At 65.0% G+C, this 18824-nt stretch carries 15 protein-coding genes and 2 pseudogenes; 8 read left to right on the forward strand and 9 right to left on the reverse strand.

Annotated elements, in window-relative coordinates; genetic code table 11:
• Nucleotides 1–240 precede the first annotated feature (240 nt).
• Nucleotides 241–1350 (reverse strand): N-acetylglucosamine-6-phosphate deacetylase, encoded by a 1110-nt coding sequence (nagA, locus tag HLH36_RS02780; protein WP_182984991.1) that lies wholly within the window; start codon nt 1348–1350, stop codon nt 241–243.
• A 171-nt stretch (nt 1351–1521) separates the two neighbouring features.
• Here nagA and HLH36_RS02785 point away from each other — a divergent pair.
• Nucleotides 1522–2562, forward strand: a pseudogene (locus tag HLH36_RS02785) (L-idonate 5-dehydrogenase).
• Nucleotides 2563–2709: 147 nt separating this feature from the next.
• Entirely contained in the window at nt 2710–4425 is a 1716-nt protein-coding gene (gene ybaL, locus HLH36_RS02790) for a YbaL family putative K(+) efflux transporter (protein ID WP_182984992.1), read from the forward strand.
• On the opposite strand, the gene HLH36_RS02795 is transcribed toward ybaL, so the two are convergent.
• From HLH36_RS02795 to HLH36_RS02805, 3 genes are all read right to left on the reverse strand, one after another.
• Nucleotides 4415–4588 (reverse strand): hypothetical protein, encoded by a 174-nt coding sequence (locus HLH36_RS02795; protein ID WP_182984993.1) that lies wholly within the window; start codon nt 4586–4588, stop codon nt 4415–4417. The two genes, ybaL and HLH36_RS02795, sit on opposite strands and share 11 nt — an antisense overlap.
• Entirely contained in the window at nt 4585–4788 is a 204-nt protein-coding gene (locus tag HLH36_RS02800) for a hypothetical protein (protein WP_182984994.1), read from the reverse strand. The genes HLH36_RS02795 and HLH36_RS02800 overlap by 4 nt, the downstream gene beginning before the upstream one ends.
• Nucleotides 4789–5328: 540 nt before the next feature.
• Nucleotides 5329–5625 carry a hypothetical protein gene (locus tag HLH36_RS02805; protein WP_182984995.1) on the reverse strand — a complete coding sequence of 99 codons (297 nt, stop codon included), beginning with the start codon at nt 5623–5625 and terminating at the stop codon, nt 5329–5331.
• Between the two features lie 444 nt (nt 5626–6069).
• Here HLH36_RS02805 and HLH36_RS02810 point away from each other — a divergent pair.
• From HLH36_RS02810 to HLH36_RS02820, 3 genes and pseudogenes are all read left to right on the forward strand, one after another.
• Nucleotides 6070–7292, forward strand: a pseudogene (locus HLH36_RS02810) (B12-binding domain-containing radical SAM protein).
• 92 nt (nt 7293–7384) lie between these two features.
• On the forward strand, nt 7385–9796 hold the full coding sequence (locus HLH36_RS02815) for a heavy metal translocating P-type ATPase (RefSeq protein WP_182984996.1): 2412 nt from the start codon (nt 7385–7387) through the stop codon (nt 9794–9796).
• Nucleotides 9797–9833: 37 nt separating this feature from the next.
• Nucleotides 9834–10040, forward strand: a complete 207-nt coding sequence (locus tag HLH36_RS02820; RefSeq protein WP_182984997.1) for a heavy-metal-associated domain-containing protein — start codon at nt 9834–9836, stop codon at nt 10038–10040.
• Between the two features lie 5 nt (nt 10041–10045).
• Here the strand turns inward: HLH36_RS02820 and HLH36_RS02825 are convergent, their stop codons facing one another.
• Nucleotides 10046–10396, reverse strand: a complete 351-nt coding sequence (locus HLH36_RS02825) for an ArsC family reductase (protein ID WP_182984998.1) — start codon at nt 10394–10396, stop codon at nt 10046–10048.
• Nucleotides 10397–10543: 147 nt separating this feature from the next.
• On the opposite strand from HLH36_RS02825, the gene HLH36_RS02830 reads away from it, so the two are divergent.
• Nucleotides 10544–11209, forward strand: coding sequence for a preprotein translocase subunit YajC (locus tag HLH36_RS02830; protein ID WP_246376380.1), 666 nt, complete (start codon nt 10544–10546; stop codon nt 11207–11209).
• Nucleotides 11210–11343: 134 nt separating this feature from the next.
• A complete protein-coding gene (gene pgm, locus HLH36_RS02835; RefSeq protein WP_182984999.1) occupies nt 11344–13002 on the forward strand; it encodes a phosphoglucomutase (alpha-D-glucose-1,6-bisphosphate-dependent) in 1659 nt (552 codons plus the stop codon).
• A 42-nt stretch (nt 13003–13044) separates the two neighbouring features.
• On the opposite strand, the gene HLH36_RS02840 is transcribed toward pgm, so the two are convergent.
• Complete coding sequence (locus HLH36_RS02840; protein WP_220792688.1) at nt 13045–14067, reverse strand: isoaspartyl peptidase/L-asparaginase family protein; 1023 nt, start codon at nt 14065–14067, stop codon at nt 13045–13047.
• A gap of 160 nt (nt 14068–14227) precedes the next feature.
• Nucleotides 14228–15583, reverse strand: a complete 1356-nt coding sequence (locus HLH36_RS02845) for an 8-oxoguanine deaminase (protein WP_182985000.1) — start codon at nt 15581–15583, stop codon at nt 14228–14230.
• Between the two features lie 280 nt (nt 15584–15863).
• Between HLH36_RS02845 and HLH36_RS02850 the strand changes: the two genes are divergently transcribed.
• Nucleotides 15864–17138 (forward strand): phospholipase D-like domain-containing protein, encoded by a 1275-nt coding sequence (locus tag HLH36_RS02850; RefSeq protein ID WP_182985001.1) that lies wholly within the window; start codon nt 15864–15866, stop codon nt 17136–17138.
• On the opposite strand, the gene HLH36_RS02855 is transcribed toward HLH36_RS02850, so the two are convergent.
• A complete protein-coding gene (locus HLH36_RS02855) occupies nt 17135–17701 on the reverse strand; it encodes a cytochrome b (protein WP_246376382.1) in 567 nt (188 codons plus the stop codon). The two genes, HLH36_RS02850 and HLH36_RS02855, sit on opposite strands and share 4 nt — an antisense overlap.
• Nucleotides 17698–18783 carry a catalase family peroxidase gene (locus HLH36_RS02860; RefSeq protein WP_182985002.1) on the reverse strand — a complete coding sequence of 362 codons (1086 nt, stop codon included), beginning with the start codon at nt 18781–18783 and terminating at the stop codon, nt 17698–17700. Before HLH36_RS02860 ends, HLH36_RS02855 begins: the two co-directional genes overlap by 4 nt.
• Nucleotides 18784–18824 lie beyond the last annotated feature (41 nt).

An 18824-nucleotide genomic window follows, 5' to 3' on the forward strand; every position in this document is an offset into this window, starting at 1 on the left:
CGACGCCCTTCGCGTCGCCACATCGCGACCCGACGGCGAATAAACTTCTCTGTGTCCGCCTGGAAACACTCTCGGTCCGGCCGCCGCGCGCATTCGGGCAGGCACGCAGAGAGCGCTTGAAAAGCCGGTCTGCCTGGGGTTTCCGAACATCGAGGTGAATGCGGGCTCATGGGCCATGAATACCGAAGCACCTGGTAAGCCGCGTCGGGTCGCCGGCTGAGCGGCTTTGCAAGCACTCTTTCAGGTGCAGCGTTGGCCGGCTACCCAGACTTCCCTTACCGTGAAATCGCCATCCATGACGACGAAATCGGCCCGCAGGCCCGGCACCAGCGCCCCGCGATCGGTCAGGCCCAGATAACGCGCGGCATTGTGGCTGACCAGCTTTGCCGCATCGACCAGACTCGTGCCCGCCGCCAGCGCATTGCGCAGGGCGGCGTCCAGCGTCAACACGCTGCCGGCCAGCGTGCCGTCGGGCAGGCGGGCAATGCCTTCGCTGATCATCACTTCCTGCCCGCCCAACTGGCTGGGGCCATCGCCCAGCCCAGCGCCGCGCATGGCATCCGTCACGAACAGCAGGCGCTCGCCCATCAGCCGGTGCGCCAGGCGGAAGCTGGCGGGGTGAACATGATGCGTGTCGAAGATCAGTTCGGCATGGCCGGCGTCGCTGCACATCAGCGCGGTGGCCGGGCCTGGGCGGCGTCCCTCGATCCCGCCCATCGCGTTGAACAGGTGCGTGGCGCCCACGGTGCCCCCGGCGGCGCAGATCCGGCAGATTGCCTGTTCGGTCTGTTCGAAGCCGGCGACGGTATGGCCGATGCTCACCCGCACGCCGGCGGCAGCGAACGCGGCGATCGCGGTTTCGGCATGTTCCAGTTCCGGCGCCAGTGTCACCACCCGTACCACGCCGGTCGCCAAGGCCTGGGCGACATGATCCGGGTCCGGCGCGATGGCGAAGGGCGGCTGTGCGCCCAGCCGGTGCGGGCTGACGAACGGGCCCTCGAGATGCGCGCCATGGATCGCGGGGCCGCCCGGCAGCCCTGCGTGCCGCACCTCGGCCACCGCACGTAGCGCATCCATCACATCCGACCAAGGACGGGTGATGGTGGTGGGCAGGATGGTCGTGGTGCCGTGCGCCATGTGGAAGCGTGCCAGGCGGCCGATTGCCGCGACGCCCTCCATCGTATCGGCCCCGTCGCCGCCATGGACATGCGTGTCGATGAAGCCGGGCAGGATGTAGCGGGTGGCCTCATGCGCCACCGGTCCGGATTCGATGGCCCGGATCGCTCCGTCAAACGTCACGCGCCCCGGGGCCAGCCGGTCCGGCAATACGAGCGTCCCATCGAGGATCATTGGCCATTCCTTTTCCGGCAGATCACGTGTGCCACCGCCGGGCATCCGGCAACCCTGTCCGGCGTTAGCAACCGTATGGACCGGCTGCAAGCCATCACGGGGCGCGATCGGCTGGATCCGCTACGCTCGCCCCCCCCGCATGTTCTCTCCCACGCACAGAGTATTGCTGCGATGTCCGATATTTCACGCTCCACTGAGGCTCTGGTGATCCACGACAGGGAGGATCTGCGGCTCGACACGGTGTCGGTGACCGAACCCGGACGCGGCGAGGTGACGGTGCGGGTCGCATGGGGCGGGATCTGCGGCTCCGACATGCATTATCTCAAACATGGCGGGGTGGGCGCGTCGGTTCTGCGCGAGCCGATGATCCTCGACCATGAACTCTCGGGCTTTGTCGAACGGCCCGGCCCCGGCGTCAACGAACTGGCGCCGGGCACCCCGGTCGCGATTCATCCAGCTCTCCCCTGTGGGAACTGCCCCGAATGCCGGCGGGAGTTGCGCCATCTGTGCCGCGAGACGCGCTTTCTGGGCAATGCCGCCTTCCTGCCGCACACAAATGGCGGCTTCCGGCGCCTGATGACCGTCACCGCCAGCCAGGTCTACGCGCTACCGCAGGGTCTGGACGTGCGCAGTGCCTGCCTGGCAGAGCCGCTATCGGTGGCGCTGCATGCCATTGCCCGCGCCGGAGACGTGCGTGGCAGGACCATCTTGGTTCAGGGCGCCGGTCCCATCGGGGCGCTGATCGTGGCCGGCCTGGCGATCGCGGGAGCCGGGGCGGTCGTCGCTACCGATCTTCAGGATTTTCCGCTCTCGATTGCCCGCCGGATGGGCGCCACATCCGTCATCAACACCGCATCAGCTCCTTAATCTTGCGGAGCATGACATCGTGTTCGAAGCCTCGGGCGCCGCCAGCGCATTGCCGACGGCCATCGCCTGCACCGCCAAGGGGGCATTCTGGTCCAAGTGGGCATGTTCCCGCCCGGCAATGTCGGTATCCCCCTGGGCCAGATCACCGCGCGCGAACTGGATTATCGCGGTTCATTCCGGTTCGATACCGAATTTGGCACGGCCCTCGACCTGCTGGCCGCCCATCCCTGGATCGCAGACGGGCTGGTGACCCACAGTTTCGGGCTGACGGCGTTCGACGAGGCATTCGCAACATCCCTGAACCGGCATCAATCCTCGAAAGTACTGTTTGACATGAACGGATAGACCGGAAAACGCTTCCGGCGGTGCCTGTTCCGAAACGTCAGATATGCGCAGATGCGACCACGGCATCGCAAAAACATCTTAAAAAAAGAGAGTGCTCCCGGATCGGGGACAAGCCATTGTCATGGCCTCAGACAGGAGTCTCCGGCCATGCCGCATGCCAGCCCACTGATCACGATTCTGGTCATCGGCCTGACATTGGCCTTTCTGCTGGGGATGGTGGCCACCCGGCTGGGGATCTCGGTACTGGTCGGCTATCTGCTGGCCGGCGTGATGGTGGGGCCTTTCACCCCCGGCTTCGTTGCCGACCAGGGGCTGGCGCCGCAATTGGCCGATGTCGGCGTCATCCTGCTGATGTTCGGTGTTGGCCTGCACTTCTCGGTCAAGGATCTGCTGGCGGTCCGGGCGGTCGCCCTGCCGGGCTCGATCGCGCAGGTCGCGCTGTCGACCGGTGCCGGCATGGGGCTGGGGCTGCTGATGGGCTGGGGCGTGCCGACCGCCCTGATCTTCGGTCTCTCGCTCGGCGTCGCCAGTACGGTGGTGCTGATGCGCGCGCTGGAAGAGCAGCGGCTGATGGAGACCGAACGCGGCCGACTGGCGATCGGCTGGCTGGTTATCCAGGACGTGATCACCGTGCTGGCGCTGGTCATGCTGCCCGCCCTGATGCCGTTGATGAAGAACGGCGCCACGCATGCCCCTGCCCTGCTGGACCTCGCATGGACTCTGGGCCTGACGCTGGGCAAGGTCGCGGCCTTCGTGGGGCTGATGCTGCTGGTCGGCCGCCGCGTCATCCCTGCCGCCCTGCATTACGTGGCGCGAACGGGCTCGCGCGAACTGTTCCGGCTGGCATTGCTGGCAGTGGCGCTGGGCGTGGCCTTTGTGGCGTCGGGCTTCTTCGGCGTGTCGTTTGCGCTGGGGGCCTTCGTGGCCGGCATGGTGCTGAGCGAATCCGCCCTGAGCCAGCACGCGGCCGAGGAAACGCTACCGCTGCGCGACGCCTTCGCGGTGCTGTTCTTCATCTCGATCGGCATGCTGTTCGATCCCTCGGTTCTGCTGCGCCATCCCGGCATCCTGCTGGCCGCGCTGGCGGTCGTCTGCGTCATCACGCCGATGATCGTCTTTGCGATTCTGTGCCTGCTGGGGGAGCGGCGGCAGACGGCCCTGACGATGGCGGCAGGACTGGCACAGATCGGCGAATTCTCGTTCATCCTGACCACGCTGGGGGCTGATCTGGGACTGGTGGATTCATCGACACGCTCGCTGATTCTCGCGGTTTCGATCTTGTCGATCCTGATGAACCCGCTGGCATTCCTGATCGTCGGGCTGCTGACGCCATGGGCGGAACGGCGCGATACCGCGCGGGCCGGCACGACGGCACCTGACGCAGCGGCCCATGCCGCCGGACCGCTGCGCAACCATGCCGTCGTGGTCGGCTATGGCCGGGTCGGCGCGCTGGTGGCGGAGGGACTGCTGCGCCGGCACTGGCCGCTGCTGGTCATCGAAACCGGGGACAGCGCGATATCGGCCGTACGCGCTCAGGGAGGCGAGGCCATTCTGGGCAATGCCGCCGATCCGGCCATTCTGGCCGAGGCGAACATCGCGGTGGCACGATTGCTGGTGGTGGCGATCCCCGAGGCTTTCGAAGCCGGACAGGTGGTCGAACAGGCGAGGACGGCAAACCCGAAGATTACCATCATCGCCCGCGCGCATTTCGACAGTGCGGTCGATCATCTGCGCCAACTGGGGGCGGATGTCGTCATTATGGGTGAGCGCGAAATCGCCCATGCGATGCTGGATTATGCCCTGCATGACATGAAAACGCAGTCTCCGCCCGCCCCACCCCCGACCGGGACCTTCAGGAGGTGAACAGAACCGCCGTCGCCTCCGAAAGCGTCGACATATCCATGGCCCCTGCCCCAGCCAGGACCGCCAGGATGCCGACGCAGAGCAGAACGATGACAAGGGCATTCCCGCCCTCCGCCCCGCAGGATTCGGACGGAAGCACCACCCGGTCGCAATGGTCACTCATGTAGCCGCCGGGCCGCCCTGACCCGCGCGGAACTGCCGGGTCACTGTCCGCAGCAGCACCGCGAGGTCCGGCGAGGTCTCGTTATGCAGGGAACGGACCTTGTCATGGGCCGCGTAGAAACGCCGCGCGTTGAAACCATCCACCAGAATGGCGGCACCGACGAAAATACCGTCGACTTCGATGATCGTGGAACTCAGCATGGCGGAAAGCCCCTGAACCTTGATATGCAGGCTTGCTCCGGCCTGCTTCATAACGTGACAGGCGGCCCTCAGGCGGGGCCGCTACAGTCCTCGGGACATCGCTCCCCGATCCAGATCCGTTTCGTCATGCCCGCCGCATTCAATATTCCACCACACAAAATAGTGTGTATTTCATAATACAACATCAGTCACCGAGTCAATTGGACCCACCTTGACCACACGTTGTTTTCAACACGTCTGGAGAGCACTGCCATAAGCTGAATGGATGGCGGGCGCCCGATACCGGAAACAATCGCGGCACACTTGGTCAGCGGGCAGGCAAAGCCGCCCGACCAGGCTGTTTTCAGGATCGCGATGCGGGAGATTTCTGGCGCCGGACCGGCGGGTATCTTGCGCTCTCGGCGCATGCCTTGTCTGGGGGGAGCCGTTCGGGCGCGGAAGGGGCGATCGGCATCAGGAACGCACGGTCGCCACTATCATATCCGTAAGGGGCAACGACCTGTCCCGCAGGAGGCGGCTTCTTCCGAAACCGCCGGATCGTCAGCGGGTGTAGCTGTAGCCGTACTGGTCGGCCAGGGCCTGCAGGTCCGGAGCGCCACGCAGGTTCAGCGGCAGGGGCTTCGGGTTCTTCGTGCCGAAGACGAAATTATGGTCCGTCATGCGCTGGCAGGTATTGGCCGCCAGTGGGAAGCTCAGCTTCAACTCCGCGCCCATCTGGGCCCGCAGGCAGGAGATGTCGGTATCCGTGGGGCGCCGCCCGATTTCCGACGAACACCCCGCCAGGAGGATCGCGGCACCGGCAACCCAACCAAGAGCCATTCCGTTCTTATGCTTCATTCCGACCGCCGCAGCCCCTTTTCGGAGCCGTCCATACCGTGATTCGCGCCCGATACCGCCTGAAAGGAACGATATCGAGACACTTTGTTTCCAGTCAGCTTGCCATGGATCGTCCGCCCGCGATAGGGCGCCGGGTGCATGACAGAATGGCATGGCCCGTTCACGTCTTCATGAATTCATCGCCAACTTGTCGACCATGCAACAATATCCAACCGCATTCCTCCCAGAAATCCAGCACTAATCGGATTCGACCTGCCACGGGATGGGAGTCATCCCCCTGCATGCATAGGTGTCATTACCCACAATTCGGATGACGGACCCGGCTCCTTCTGAAAAAAATATTGGGGCCCAGGACAGGCCATTGCCCAAGCGAGCCGCCGTATCCTTCGGCATGGCCGCCACGTCATTCCGCCACGCTCGGGTGGCGAAAAGCGAGGTGTCGGAATGAGAATACTCGCCGTCCATCCCAGCGCGTTGATGTACACCAAGGCCTTCCTGCGACTGGAGCCGCTGGGCCTGGAGTTGGTGGCAGGCGCGGCCCGACAGGCCGGGCATGAGGTGAGGATCATCGACCTTCAGGTGGAAAACCATCGCGACTATTGGCGCATGATCGAGGTTTTCCGGCCGCACGCCGTCTGTTTTTCCGGAAACTATATGGCCAACGTGCCGGAGATCGTCGATCTGTGCCGCGAGACGCGCGCGCATGCCGACCGTTTTCCTGTTCGTCGGCGGTCATTCGGTCTCGTTCATCGCCCGCGACATCCTGGAACTGGCCGAGGGCGCGATTGACTGCATCCTGAAGGGCGAAGGTGACACCAGCGTCGGGCAGTTGCTGGACACACGGCAGGAAGGCGGCGACATCACCACCGTCCTGAGCGTGGTGACATTGACAGGCGAAGGGCCGCCGCCGATCTTCGTCCCGTCACTGGACGCGATCCGCCCGGCGCGCGACCTGCTGCGCTATCGCCGCAAATATTTCATCGGCACGCTCGACCCGGCGGCCTCGATCGAAGTGGACGAGGAGGGGCTGAAACATTTCCGCAAGCGCGTGTCGCTGGACCGGAATTTCGAAGCCCTGGAATCGCCCGCTCGCTGGGCCTGATCGTCGCGATCAACATCATTGCCGATCCGTCCTGGGACCGGAAGCGCTTCGAGGTCGTCCGGCAATGGTGTCTGGAGATCCCAGACATCGTGAACATCTCGGTCACCACACCCTATCCCGGCACCGAGATCTGGCACCGCGAGGCACGGCGGTTGACGACGCAGGACTATCGCCTGTTCGACATTCAGCATGCGGTGCTGCCCACGACCCTGAAGCTGGAGGAATTCTACGAGGCATTGGTCAAAACCCAGCAGGTGCTCAACCAGAAACATCTGGGCTGGAACGCGATCAAGGACACGACGGGCCTTGCGCTTCGCCTGGCGCTGCGCGGACAGACGAACTTCCTGACCATGATCTGGAAGTTCAATGCGGTCTTCAATCCCAAGCTGCAATTGGCCGATCACCGACGCAAGCCGCGCTATGAAATGCCACTGCAACCCGAGGCCGAGGATAAGGTCGACCGCAAGGCGCTGTATGTCCACAACCCACCGGGCGCCGCAGCCGCGCCATCGATGATGCGACCGAGATTTTCGTAGATGAATCCCGGGCTGCCCCTGTCGATTAAAAGAGCCGGTTGACGGGACCTGTCTGGCGCCACACCTTTTACGTGGCATCCGTCCATGGACGGGCGCATGAACAGGAGACCGCATCGCGCCCATGACATCCGCGCACCCCCTCACCCTTCCACTGGAAGGCATGACCTGCGCCGCCTGTGCCACGCGCATCGAAAAAGTGCTGAACCGCCTGCCAGGGGTCACCGCGTCGGTCAATTTCGCCGCCGCGACCGCCACGGTGGAGCGCGCGGACCAGACCACGCCGGTCGATGTGATCGTCGGCACGATCCGCAAGGCAGGTTTCGACGTACCGACCCGCCATATCGCCCTGGCGATCACAGGCATGAGCTGCGCCGCCTGCGCCACCCGCATCGAAAAGGTGCTGAACCGCCTGCCGGGGGTCACGGCGCAGGTCAGTTTTGCCGGCGAGCGGGCAGAGATCGATTATCTGCCCGGCCTGGCCGATCCGTCCACCGTGATCCGACAGGTGGAAAAGGCCGGTTACAGCGCCGCCCCGCCCCGCGACTCCAACGATGTGGCCCAGGACGATGCAGCCCGCAGCCGCACCGCCTGGCGGCGGCAAGTGGGGCTTTTCGCGCTGTCACTCGTCCTCACCCTGCCGCTGTTGGCCGGCATGGTGACGATGGCGGCCGGCTGGCCCGACCTGTTGCCGATGTGGACGCAATGGCTGCTGGCCACGCTGGCACAATTCGTCTGCGGCCGGTCGTTCTATCGTCAGGCGTGGAACGCGTTGCGCGGCGGCGGTGCCAACATGGATGTGCTGGTGGTGCTGGGTACCAGCGTCGCGTGGCTGTCCAGCACTACGACCCTGCTGCTGGGCTTGTCCGGGCCGTTCTATTTTGAATCGGGCGCCACCGTCATCACCCTGGTCCTGCTGGGCCGCCTGATGGAAAGCCGAGCCCGCCACCGCACGCGCGAAGGGGTCGAACGACTGATGCGCCTGCAACCGCAGATCGCGCATGTCGTGGTGGACGGTACCGTCGAAGACCGACCGGTGGAGAGCCTGCGCGTGGGCGATGTGTTCGTGGTCCGTCCCGGCGAGAGCATCCCCGTGGACGGCACGATCCTGGACGGACAGTCCGACATCGACGAATCGATGCTGACTGGCGAACCCGTCCCTGTGGCCAAGGGCACCAACGATCCGGTCTCGGGCGCCACCATCAACCGCGACGGCGTGTTGCATGTCCGCGCCCGGCGCGTGGGAGCGGACACGACCCTGTCACGCATTGTCCGCATGGTGCAGCAGGCACAGGGCAGCAAGGACCCGGTGCAGCATCTGGTGGACCGGGTTTCTTCCGTCTTCGTGCCGGCGGTAATGGTTGTCGCCGCCATTACCTTCACCGCCGGCTGGGTGCTGACCGGCCATCCGGCCGGCGCGCTGACCGGCACGATCGCCGTCCTGGTCATCGCCTGCCCCTGTGCGCTGGGGCTGGCGACGCCAACGGCAATCATGGTCGGGACCGGCCTGGGCGCACGGGCCGGGCTGCTGTTCCGCAATGCCGAGGCGCTGGAACGCGTCCACAGGATCACCACCCTGGTAATGGACAAGACCGGTACCTTGACCGAGGGCCAACCGGGCGTGACCGACATCGTGCCGGCCCCTGGCGTGCCCATCGCGGCCTTGCTCTCCGCTGCGCTGGCGCTGGAAGAGAATTCCGAACATCCGCTGGCGCGGGCCATCGTTGCCCATGCCCTTGCCGCCGGTGCCGTCCCGGCCCCGGTCCGCGCGGTTCGAGCCCTGCCCGGCCGTGGCATCGAAGGCCAGAGCGGGGAGGCGTCCGGCGGCACCCTGCGCCTGGGCTCGGCCCGTTTCCTGACGGAAGCCGGCTGTGACCCCGACAGCGCCACCGTCGAGCGACTGGAACAGGAGGGGAAGACGGTGATCGGCGTCGCGCGCGAGACCGGTCTGCTTGGCCATATCGCGCTTGCGGACCAGATCCGGCCCGATGCCGCCGAAAGCCTGGCCGCGCTACGCGCACGCGGCATTCGCCTGGTGATGCTGACCGGCGACAATCCGCGCACCGCTGCTGCCGTAGCCAGCCGGCTGGGGCTGGATGACGTGATCGCCGGTGTGCTGCCCGAGGGCAAGGCACAGGAGATCGCGCGCCGCCGCGCGCCGGGGCAGCTTGTGGGAATGGTAGGCGACGGTATCAATGACGCTCCGGCGCTGGCGGCGGCAGATATCGGCATAGCCATGGGCAGCGGGTCGGACATCGCGCTGGAGACCGCCGACGTGGTGCTGATGCGCGGCGAACTGCGGGGGCTGGTCGATGCGATGGACCTCTCCCGCGCGACCCTGGCCAAGGTGCGGCAGAATCTGTTCTTCGCGTTTGTCTACAACGTCATCGGCATTCCGCTGGCGGCATTGGGCTGGCTGGACCCGGCTCTGGCGGGGGCCGCGATGGCCGCCAGTTCGGTCTCGGTGGTCTCGAACGCCCTGTTGCTCAACCGCTGGAAGCCGTCCTTGCGCCAACCCGGGCCCGCGCATAGCTGAAAGACATGGCGACCCGCCCCCATAAGGAGACAGGACAATGGAAACGCTCACGCTGAACATCACGGGCATGACCTGCAATGGCTGCGTCACGTCGGTAAAAAACGCACTGGAACGGACCGACGGCGTCAGCGCCGCCGATGTCACGCTGGAACCCGGCCGCGCCAAGGTCAGCTACGACCCGGCCTTCACCTCACCCGCCGCCCTGCGCATGGCCGTCGAGGACGCCGGGTTCGAAATCGCCTGATTTTCTCAAAAAAGGGCGGCGTAGGCTTCGGGTTTGAACCCCACGGTCAGCGCGCCGTCCACATCCAGCACCGGCCGCTTGATCATGGAAGGCTGGGCCAGCATCAGTGCGACGGCTCGTGTCTCGTTCAGATCGGCCTTGTCCGAATCGGGCAGCTTGCGGAAGGTAGTGCCGGAACGGTTCAGCAGGACCTCCCACCCGACCTGCCGGACCCAGCCTTCGATTACCGGGCGCGCGATGCCGCCGGCCTTGTAGTCATGGAATGCATAGGCCACGCCATGCGCATCCAGCCAAGCCCGCGCTTTCTTCATCGTGTCGCATGATTTGATACCGTAAATCGTGACCGAGCGTACCATGCCGCCTTCCCTCTCCATCCCACCGGAACCGGGCCGGCTGCCGCTGGTCGTGGCGGACCGCGCCTGCCCGGCATCGACACTTTGAAAACAGTCTCTTAATATCACTTTCAAAGCCGCGCCAAATCGGATGAGAGAGCAGGAACAGACATGATGGCACCCCGAAACACGCGTCACCTCCTCGACCGCCTGTCGCGGTCAGCGCGGCTGCTGCCCGTCGCAGCCCTGGCGCTGGCCATGCCACTGCGCGCCCATGCCCAGGCCTCGGTCATCACCGGCAACCAGGTCACCCAGGCAACGGTGGAGACAATCGACCCGGCCTCGGGCGAGGTCCTGCTGCGCGATGCCGATGGCGGGCTGATTACGGTCGATATGCCCCGCTCGGTGCACAACCTTCCCCATATCCAGCCGGGCGACCGGATCAATATCCGTTTCTTCCAGACCATCGGCGCCGACGTCGTGCCCGCCGACGCGCCCCCGCCGGAATCGACCGTGACCTCGGCGCATGGCGTGACCAACCGCCACCCCCATGGCATGATGGTCTCCTTCCGCCGCAAGCGGGTGCGCATTGCGGCGGTCGATGCGGCGCATAACGTCGTCACGACCATTGGCCCGGCCGATGCCACCCAGACGATCACCGTCCACACCAAGGCCATGCAGGCCCTGCTGCCGACCCTGAAGGTGGGCGACACTGTCGACGTGACGACGATGGACGCCGTGTCGTTCGAAGTCCTGAACCGCATCATCACGCCGTCGACCACCGTGCATGAGGGCACGGGCACCACTGGCGCATCCGGCGCCCCCACGGGCCGCTGAGCGCACGTTTTTTCCAGCGCCTGCCGTCACGCACCGCATCCCGGCGCTCCGGCAGGCGTTTTGATCGCGCTCCATAATGATGCCACGCCTGCATGGGACGGAGGCACAGCGCCCACAGGGAAGGAAACACAGGAATGGTGACGATCAACCCGCTGGCCGGCAAACCGGTTCCGCTCTCGCGTCTGATCGATGTCGCGAAACTGACGGCGGCCTACTACGATCTGAAGCCCGATCCGGCCATTGCCGCGCAGCGCGTCGCGTTCGGCACCTCCGGCCATCGTGGCTCGCCATTCCATACCAGCTTCAACGAAGACCATATCCTCGCCGTCAGCCAGGCGGTGTGCGACTACCGGGCCTCGGCCGGCATCGACGGACCGCTTTTCATCGGTATCGACACCCATGCGGTCTCGAAACCCGCCCTCGCCTCGGCGCTGGAAGTCTTCGCCGCCAACGGGGTGGAAACCTTCATCGACGCGCAGGATGGTTACACCCCGACGCCGGTGATCTCCCACGCCATCCTGACCTACAACCGGGGGCGCAGCAGCGGCCTGGCTGACGGCGTCGTTATCACCCCGTCACACAATCCGCCGGAAGACGGAGGCTATAAATACAACCCGCCCCATGGCGGGCCGGCCGATACCAACATCACGAAGATCGTCGAGCGCGCGGCCAATGATTTCCTCGCTGCCGGACTGGCGGGCGTGCGCCGCATCCCGCACGAACAGGCGCTGCGCGCCGCCTGCGTGCATCGGCACGACTACATTACCCCCTATGTCGCGGACCTGGGCGCCGTGCTGGACATGGAGGCCATCCGCGCCTCCGACGTCGCGATCGGCATAGACCCGCTGGGCGGGGCGGCCGTCGCCTACTGGCAGCCGATCATCGAACACTATCGCCTGAACGCCACGGTAGTCAGCACCGTGGTCGACCCCACCTTCTCGTTCATGACGGCCGACTGGGACGGGCAGATCCGCATGGACTGCTCATCGCCCTATGCCATGGCACGCCTGATCGAACTGGGCAGCCGTTTCGATGTGGCCTTCGCCAACGATACCGACGCCGACCGGCATGGCATCGTCGCCGGCACCGACGGGCTGATGAACCCGAACCATTATCTGGCCACCGCCATCGACTATCTGTTCGCCAACCGTCCGGGCTGGAGCCCTCAGGCGGCCGTCGGCAAGACGGTGGTCAGCAGCAGCCTGATCGACCGCGTCACCACCCGGCTGGGTCGCAGGCTGGTCGAAGTTCCCGTGGGTTTCAAATGGTTCGTAGATGGGCTGATCGACGGGGGATTCGGCTTCGCGGGCGAGGAAAGCGCCGGCGCGTCGTTCCTGCGCAAGGACGGCACGGCCTGGACCACCGACAAGGACGGCATCATCCTTGGCCTGCTTGCTGCCGAGATCACCGCCCGTACCGGCCATAATCCGGGCGTCGCCTATCGCAGGCTGACCGCCGAGTTCGGTACGCCCTATTACGCGCGGATCGACGCCCCCGCCACGGCGCCCCAGAAGGCGCTGCTGAAATCGCTGACGCCCGAGCAGGTCGGGCTGCACGAGCTGGGCGGCGAACCCATCCGCGCCACGCTCACCCGCGCGCCGGGCAACGACGCCGAAATCGGCGGGCTGAAAGTGGTGGCGGACAATGGCTGGTTCGCCGCCCGCCCCTCGGGCACCGAGGATGTCTACAAGATCTACGCCGAGAGCTTCGTCAGCGACGATCATCTGCACCGCATCCAGGATGAGGCAACGACCGCCATATCCGCCCTGTTCGCGACCAACGCGGCGCCGTAATGCAAGCGGGGTGAGGCGCCAGCCTTGCGGCTGGCGTTTCCCCTATTTCTTCCCGTCGCCGAAGATCGCGACATGCGACACACCATCGCGCCCTACCCAGGCACGGTACATGCCGCTGGTGTTGAAGGGCATCGCGATATCGCCCTGGGCATCGACCAGGATCGCACCACCATCGCCACCCAGCGCCGGAATTTCGTGGTTGATGACATCCTGCGCCGCATGATCCAACGCTTCATGCATCGCGGTCACGCGCATGCAGATCTCATGCGCGGCGACGGTGCGGATATAGAACTCGCCCCATCCCGTCCCGGACATGGCACAGCCGGCATTGGCGTAGGTCCCGGCCCCGATCAGCGGCGAATCGCCCACCCGGCCCCATAATTTGTCGGTCATGCCACCAGTCGATGTTCCGGCGGCCAGATGGCCCTCGCGATCCAGCGCGACCGCGCCGACAGTGCCGAAATGCCGGTCGGTCGTCTCGTCGGCATGCTGGCTGTGCGCAGCGTCCTCCTTGAGTGCCTTCTGCAGTTGGTCCCATCGATGCTGGGTCCAGAAATAGGACGAATCCACCAGCGGAATCTTCTGGGTCTGGGCGAAAGCCTCCGCCCCTGCGCCGATCAGCAGCACATGCTTGGACTGTTCCATGACCGCGCGGGCCAGCGTGATCGGATTGCGTACATGCTGCACGCCGGCAACCGCTCCCGCCTGGAGCGTCGCGCCGTCCATGATCGCGGCATCCATTTCGTTATGCCCATCATGGGTAAAGACGGCGCCCTTGCCGGCATTGAAGTTCGGATCATCCTCCAGTACCCGGATAGCCGCAACCACGGCGTCCTTTGCCGGCTGTCCGGCCTTCAAAGCCGCGTATCCAGCCTGCAACGCGCGCGCCAGCGCCGCCTTCACGATCTGCTGGCGTTCGGCAGACATGTCGGCCTTGATCACCCCGGCGCCGCCATGGATCACCATCACCGGCACCGTATCGGCCCGCGCCTGTCCACCGGACCACAGGCAAGCCGCCAACACCCCGACCGCCATTACCTTCGGACCGATTCTTCTTCCGTTCATTTGTTACCTCGCTGTTTGACGGCACGGTATCATCGGAACCGAAACGAACAAGGGTCTCGTTCTTTTTTGAAAAAAGCACCCCAAAACCTCTGATCCATTCAGGAGGCTTATGCCGGGGACATACGATGGCCCGGAACGAATAAAGTCTTTTTGCTTCTCTTCATCCGTCCAACCGCTGGATGCGCCGTGCCTCCCGCGCATGATCGCGCAGGATGTCGCCAAGATTGGCCAATAGCGGCACCCCGTCCGATACCAGCACCTTGCCATTGACGATGGTGGTGCCCGCCACGGCGGGCGCGCAGCGCAGCCACGCCTCGACCGGATCGCTCAGCGCGCCGGCGGCCGCAACCTCGGACATCGACCAGACGACCAGGTCGGCGCAGGCGCCGGGCCGCAAATGCCCGATCTCATCCTCCCAGCCCAGACAGGCGGCGCCGCCGCGCGTCGCCATGTCCAGCGCGTCACGCGCCGACATGGCATGCGGACCATGCCGGAATCGTCCCAGCAGCATTGCCATGCGGGTTTCCAGCCACATCGACGCATGGTCGGTCGACGCCGAACCGTCGCAGCCCAGCCCGACGCGCATGCCACGCCGCCGCATGTCCATCGCATCGGCCGTGCCGCCGCCGATCATCATGTTGGAGCATGGACATTGCGCCGTGCAGACCCCGGCATGGGCCAGCCGGTCGACCTCGTCATCCGTCGGGTAGATATAATGCGCGACCCATGAACGCGGACTGGCCCAGCCGACACGCTCGAAATATTCCGTCGGCGTGCAGCCATAGATTTCGGCGCAATAACTGTCCTCGTCGGGATCTTCCGCCAGATGGGTATGCAGGCGCAGATCGTGCTTGTCCGCCAGGCGCGCGGATTCCACCATGATCCGTTCCGACACGCTGAACAGCGAACAGGGCGCCAGCGCCACCCGCCCCATCGCGCCCGGTGTGGGGTCATGGAAGGCCGCCACCAGCCGTTCGCTGTCGGCCAGGATCGTGTCCTCGTCCTGCACCACCGACGCGGGCGGCAGGCCGCCATCCTCGACCGAACGCGTCATCGACCCGCGTGTGGCATGGAAACGGAACCCGATATCCCGCGCCGCGCGAAACTGCGCGTCGATCAGGAATGGCCGGGGATGGACATACATATGGTCCATCGAGGTCGTACAGCCACCCATCAGCAGTTCGACCATAGCGACGGAGGTCGACAGATAGACCGATTCCGCGTCCAGATCGGCCCAAAGCGGATACAGGCCCTTGAGCCATTCGAACAGCGTGCCGTTCGTCACCGGCGCATAGGCCCGGGTGAGGTTCTGGTACATATGGTGATGCGCATTGACCAGTCCGGGCGTGACCAGCCGCCCGTGAGCCGAGATCACAGACTTTGCCGCCGGCACATCCTCGGCCCCATCGCCGACGGCATGGACGCGGCCGTCCTTGACGGACAGCCAGCCATTCGCGACTTCCCAGTCGCGGTCAATATAAAGATAAGCATCCCTGATCAGCAGATCGACCGTCATGACGGCTCCCCCGGTACCGAATGTCAGGGCGGTGACCACCCTGTCGCGATGAAGCCCTGTCCCGGAGGTGCGAAGTCCGGATCGTCATCAAGTTCGGTACTGAACGGGCGAGGATCAGAGGTTTTTACCAGCGGGCGGCCGCAATGGCCAGACATTCCAGCACGCTTTCACACACCCAGTCCACGGCCCGTCTTGTCGTGCGCGCGATCGCATGGTCAGAATGCCGGCCTCTGAAGAAGTAGCGCGGCACCGCTGCCCGGGACATAATGTGGAGCAGGATATGGCCGACAGATTTCCGACCCTCAGGTTTCGGTACAAGACCAGCCTTCTTCTCGCTCTTCTCGGATCCTTCTCTCTACCCTTCCGCCCCGCGCAGGCTGAAAGTGCAGCCCCAACCTTCCAGATCGTCGAGAGCGTGCCGGAAGAAACCATCTATGGCGAACCGGGTATCCCGCGTACCCAGCCGGTATGGCTGGACATGATCCGCCATGCCAGCCGAACGATCGATGTGGGGCAGTTCTATATCGCCGATCGTCCCGGCCGCGCGATGTCGGCGGTCCTTCAGGCGCTAATCGCGCGCGCCAATGCCGGCATTCACATCCGTCTGATCGTGGATGACAGTTTCCTGAAGGAAACCGCACCGGTGCTGGAGCGGCTGAAGCCCATCCCCAACATCCAGATCGAGACCCTGCCCACCCATCGTCTGACGGGCGGTGTGCTGCATGCCAAGTTCATGGTCATCGACGGACGGCAGGTCTTCGTCGGCAGCCAGAACTGGGATTGGCGGGCGCTGGAGGAAATCCATGAGATCGGGGCCGCGATCGACGATACCGCCATTGCCGGAAGCTTCGAGACGGCATTCGGCACCCTGTGGGCGCTGGGGAGCGGCCGCACCCTGCCCGAGACGCGCATGCAGCCGCCAGCCGACCGGCCGGTCGCGACCCAGTTCGCCCCCGTTACGCTGCGCGATCCGGGCGGCGAAAGCGTGATCGCCTTCCCCGCCTTCAGTCCGCCGATGATGATGCCGGTTACACTGACGGCGGAAGAACCGTCATTGATCACGATGATCCACGCAGCCCGGCACGTCTTCCGCCTTCAGGTGCTGACGCTGAGCGCCCTGAAACATTACGGGCCGAAAGGATACTGGCCCGAACTGGACACGGCCTTGCGCGATGCGGCCGCCCGTGGGGTGTCGGTGCAGATCATCGTGTCGAACTGGGCATTGAACGAGCCGATGCAATCCTATTTGAAGAGCCTGGCCACAATGCCGAACATCGAAGTGAAATTCAGCACCATTCCACAGGCCAGCACAGGCTTCATCCCGTTCGCCCGGGTCGAGCACTGCAAATACGCCGTTGCCGACGACGATACCGTCTATATCGGCACCGGCAACTGGGAATGGAGCTATTTCAACACCACCGTCGATGCTTCGATCTTCGTCCACGGCCACAACCCGGCTGCAACCCTGAACCGGATCTTCACGCGCGACTGGACAGGCCCCTACGTCACCACGATCGCGCCCGGCGCACATTATACGCCCATCAAGCCGGGCTAAGAGGCGGAGTCGTCCGCCGTCCTGTTTCCCCTGCCACCTGTCATGCTGGGCAGAACATCGTCGCGCAGCAGCAAGCCGTGCATCAGCGCCGCTGCGAGATGGACCAGGACGACACCGAACAGGATGAGCGCCAGCCATGTATGCAGCCGGCGCAATGCCGCAAACAGGGCCGGATCGTGCGGCAGGATGGGCGGCAGGACAAAGCCCGGCCACATCACCACCGGATAGGCCCCAGCCGACAACATGCCCCATCCCACCAGCGGCAGCCCGATCATCAGGGCATAGAGCACGATATGCGACAGCCGCGCCGCCAGGCGCAGGATCGGTGGCAGCGTGTTCGGCAATGGCGGCACCCGGATCAGCCAGCGATTGACCAGCCGGACCACAGCCAGCAGCAGGATGCTGATCCCCAGCGGGCGATGCAGATCGACCAGCCGGTGATAGGCCGGCTCCACGGTCGTCACCATGATGATGCCGATGAACAGCATCGCCAGAATCATCACGGCCATCAGCCAGTGCAGGACACGGGCGAAAAGGGAGAAATGCTCGACCGGATGCATCATGGTTCTCCCGGCCGGATATCGGCCCGGCTGATTGCGCTCGCTGTTTTCGGCTCTCCCGACCGCAGGACAAAGGAGCGGGCATAGACCGCCGATCGCGCGGCGGGGATGGGATCGTCGGAAGGTGCGATTCCCTCGGGTAAGATCAGCGGATCGTACGTAATGCCCTTGCAGGGGCCGCCATCCTCGCTCTCCGCCCGAACCAGTGTCAGGATTCCGGCATCGACCTGCCGACGGCCGGCCGGCCAGGCCACGGTCGGATCGGCCGTGACATCCCCGGCCCCTCCGACGGTCACGACCAAGTGCCAGCGCAGTGGCCCATGTGCCAATGCTTCGATCAGATCATGAAACAGGTAATCGCGCCCCGCCCCGGGGCCGGCGGGCGGACGCGCCGCCTGCTCGGGAACCATAGCCCACCGCACGGGGGTGATCGTGCCCTCCCCATTGATGAAGGCGAAACTGTCGAGGCTGTTATAGGTATCGTCCGCGAAGCCCGAGGTCAGGATGCGCGCCTTCAGCAACGCCAGCGCCTGCTGCGTTTCGGGATGCCGTGCCAGAAAGGCTGCCATGCGGGACGGATCGGGCCGATGCGTCTGCGGTTCGGGACGCGATGCCAGCAGGAAATCATTGAAATCGGCCGCATTGCGGACGGGAAAGACGGGAATATCGTTGATCCCCATGCGCCATTCGCCACCATGCACCGGCATGATCCACAACGCGAGGCTACGGACCTTCTCCGGTTCGTCATCCTGAAAGGGCATCCCGCCGGCCAGCGCGAACCGGCCGACGACCGGCGAACGACTCCTGGTGAACAGCGCAGCACGGGAAAACGATACCGCCTCCCCGCTGCCCTCGAACCAGCCCGTCACGCAGACGCCCTTGGCATGGTTGCGCCGAAAGCCCGGATGCGGCCCATCGACCAGCCCGAATGTTCGCATGAACGTCCCGGCGGTCAGACGGCCGGGTACCAGCCATCCGGCCGCCAGAGCGAACGCCAGCACAAGCAGCGTGGGCGCCGCGCATACCGCCGCCAGCCGGAGCCATCCCCCTTTCTCCGCCAGCGTCTCGCGTATAGCTGCCATCATGATGCGTGCTTCCCTGCAATCTGAAGGCAAACGCCGCCGCA

It is taken from the genome of Gluconacetobacter aggeris, from assembly GCF_014174395.1.
Lineage (GTDB): Bacteria > Pseudomonadota > Alphaproteobacteria > Acetobacterales > Acetobacteraceae > Gluconacetobacter > Gluconacetobacter aggeris.

Bases quoted from the DNA above. Each gene is read 5' to 3' on its own strand.
- HLH36_RS02820 (WP_182984997.1), top strand. From the start codon at position 9,834: ATGGAAACGCTCACGCTGAACATCACGGGCATGACCTGCAATGGCTGC.
- HLH36_RS02830 (WP_246376380.1), top strand. From the start codon at position 10,544: ATGATGGCACCCCGAAACACGCGTCACCTCCTCGACCGCCTGTCGCGG.
- HLH36_RS02850 (WP_182985001.1), top strand. From the start codon at position 15,864: ATGGCCGACAGATTTCCGACCCTCAGGTTTCGGTACAAGACCAGCCTT.
- pgm (WP_182984999.1), top strand. From the start codon at position 11,344: ATGGTGACGATCAACCCGCTGGCCGGCAAACCGGTTCCGCTCTCGCGT.
- HLH36_RS02845 (WP_182985000.1), bottom strand. From the start codon at position 15,583: ATGACGGTCGATCTGCTGATCAGGGATGCTTATCTTTATATTGACCGC.
- HLH36_RS02815 (WP_182984996.1), top strand. From the start codon at position 7,385: ATGACATCCGCGCACCCCCTCACCCTTCCACTGGAAGGCATGACCTGC.
- HLH36_RS02860 (WP_182985002.1), bottom strand. From the start codon at position 18,783: ATGATGGCAGCTATACGCGAGACGCTGGCGGAGAAAGGGGGATGGCTC.
- HLH36_RS02800 (WP_182984994.1), bottom strand. From the start codon at position 4,788: ATGCTGAGTTCCACGATCATCGAAGTCGACGGTATTTTCGTCGGTGCC.
- nagA (WP_182984991.1), bottom strand. From the start codon at position 1,350: ATGATCCTCGATGGGACGCTCGTATTGCCGGACCGGCTGGCCCCGGGG.
- HLH36_RS02805 (WP_182984995.1), bottom strand. From the start codon at position 5,625: ATGAAGCATAAGAACGGAATGGCTCTTGGTTGGGTTGCCGGTGCCGCG.
- HLH36_RS02825 (WP_182984998.1), bottom strand. From the start codon at position 10,396: ATGGTACGCTCGGTCACGATTTACGGTATCAAATCATGCGACACGATG.
- ybaL (WP_182984992.1), top strand. From the start codon at position 2,710: ATGCCGCATGCCAGCCCACTGATCACGATTCTGGTCATCGGCCTGACA.
- HLH36_RS02840 (WP_220792688.1), bottom strand. From the start codon at position 14,067: ATGAACGGAAGAAGAATCGGTCCGAAGGTAATGGCGGTCGGGGTGTTG.
- HLH36_RS02795 (WP_182984993.1), bottom strand. From the start codon at position 4,588: ATGAGTGACCATTGCGACCGGGTGGTGCTTCCGTCCGAATCCTGCGGG.
- HLH36_RS02855 (WP_246376382.1), bottom strand. From the start codon at position 17,701: ATGATGCATCCGGTCGAGCATTTCTCCCTTTTCGCCCGTGTCCTGCAC.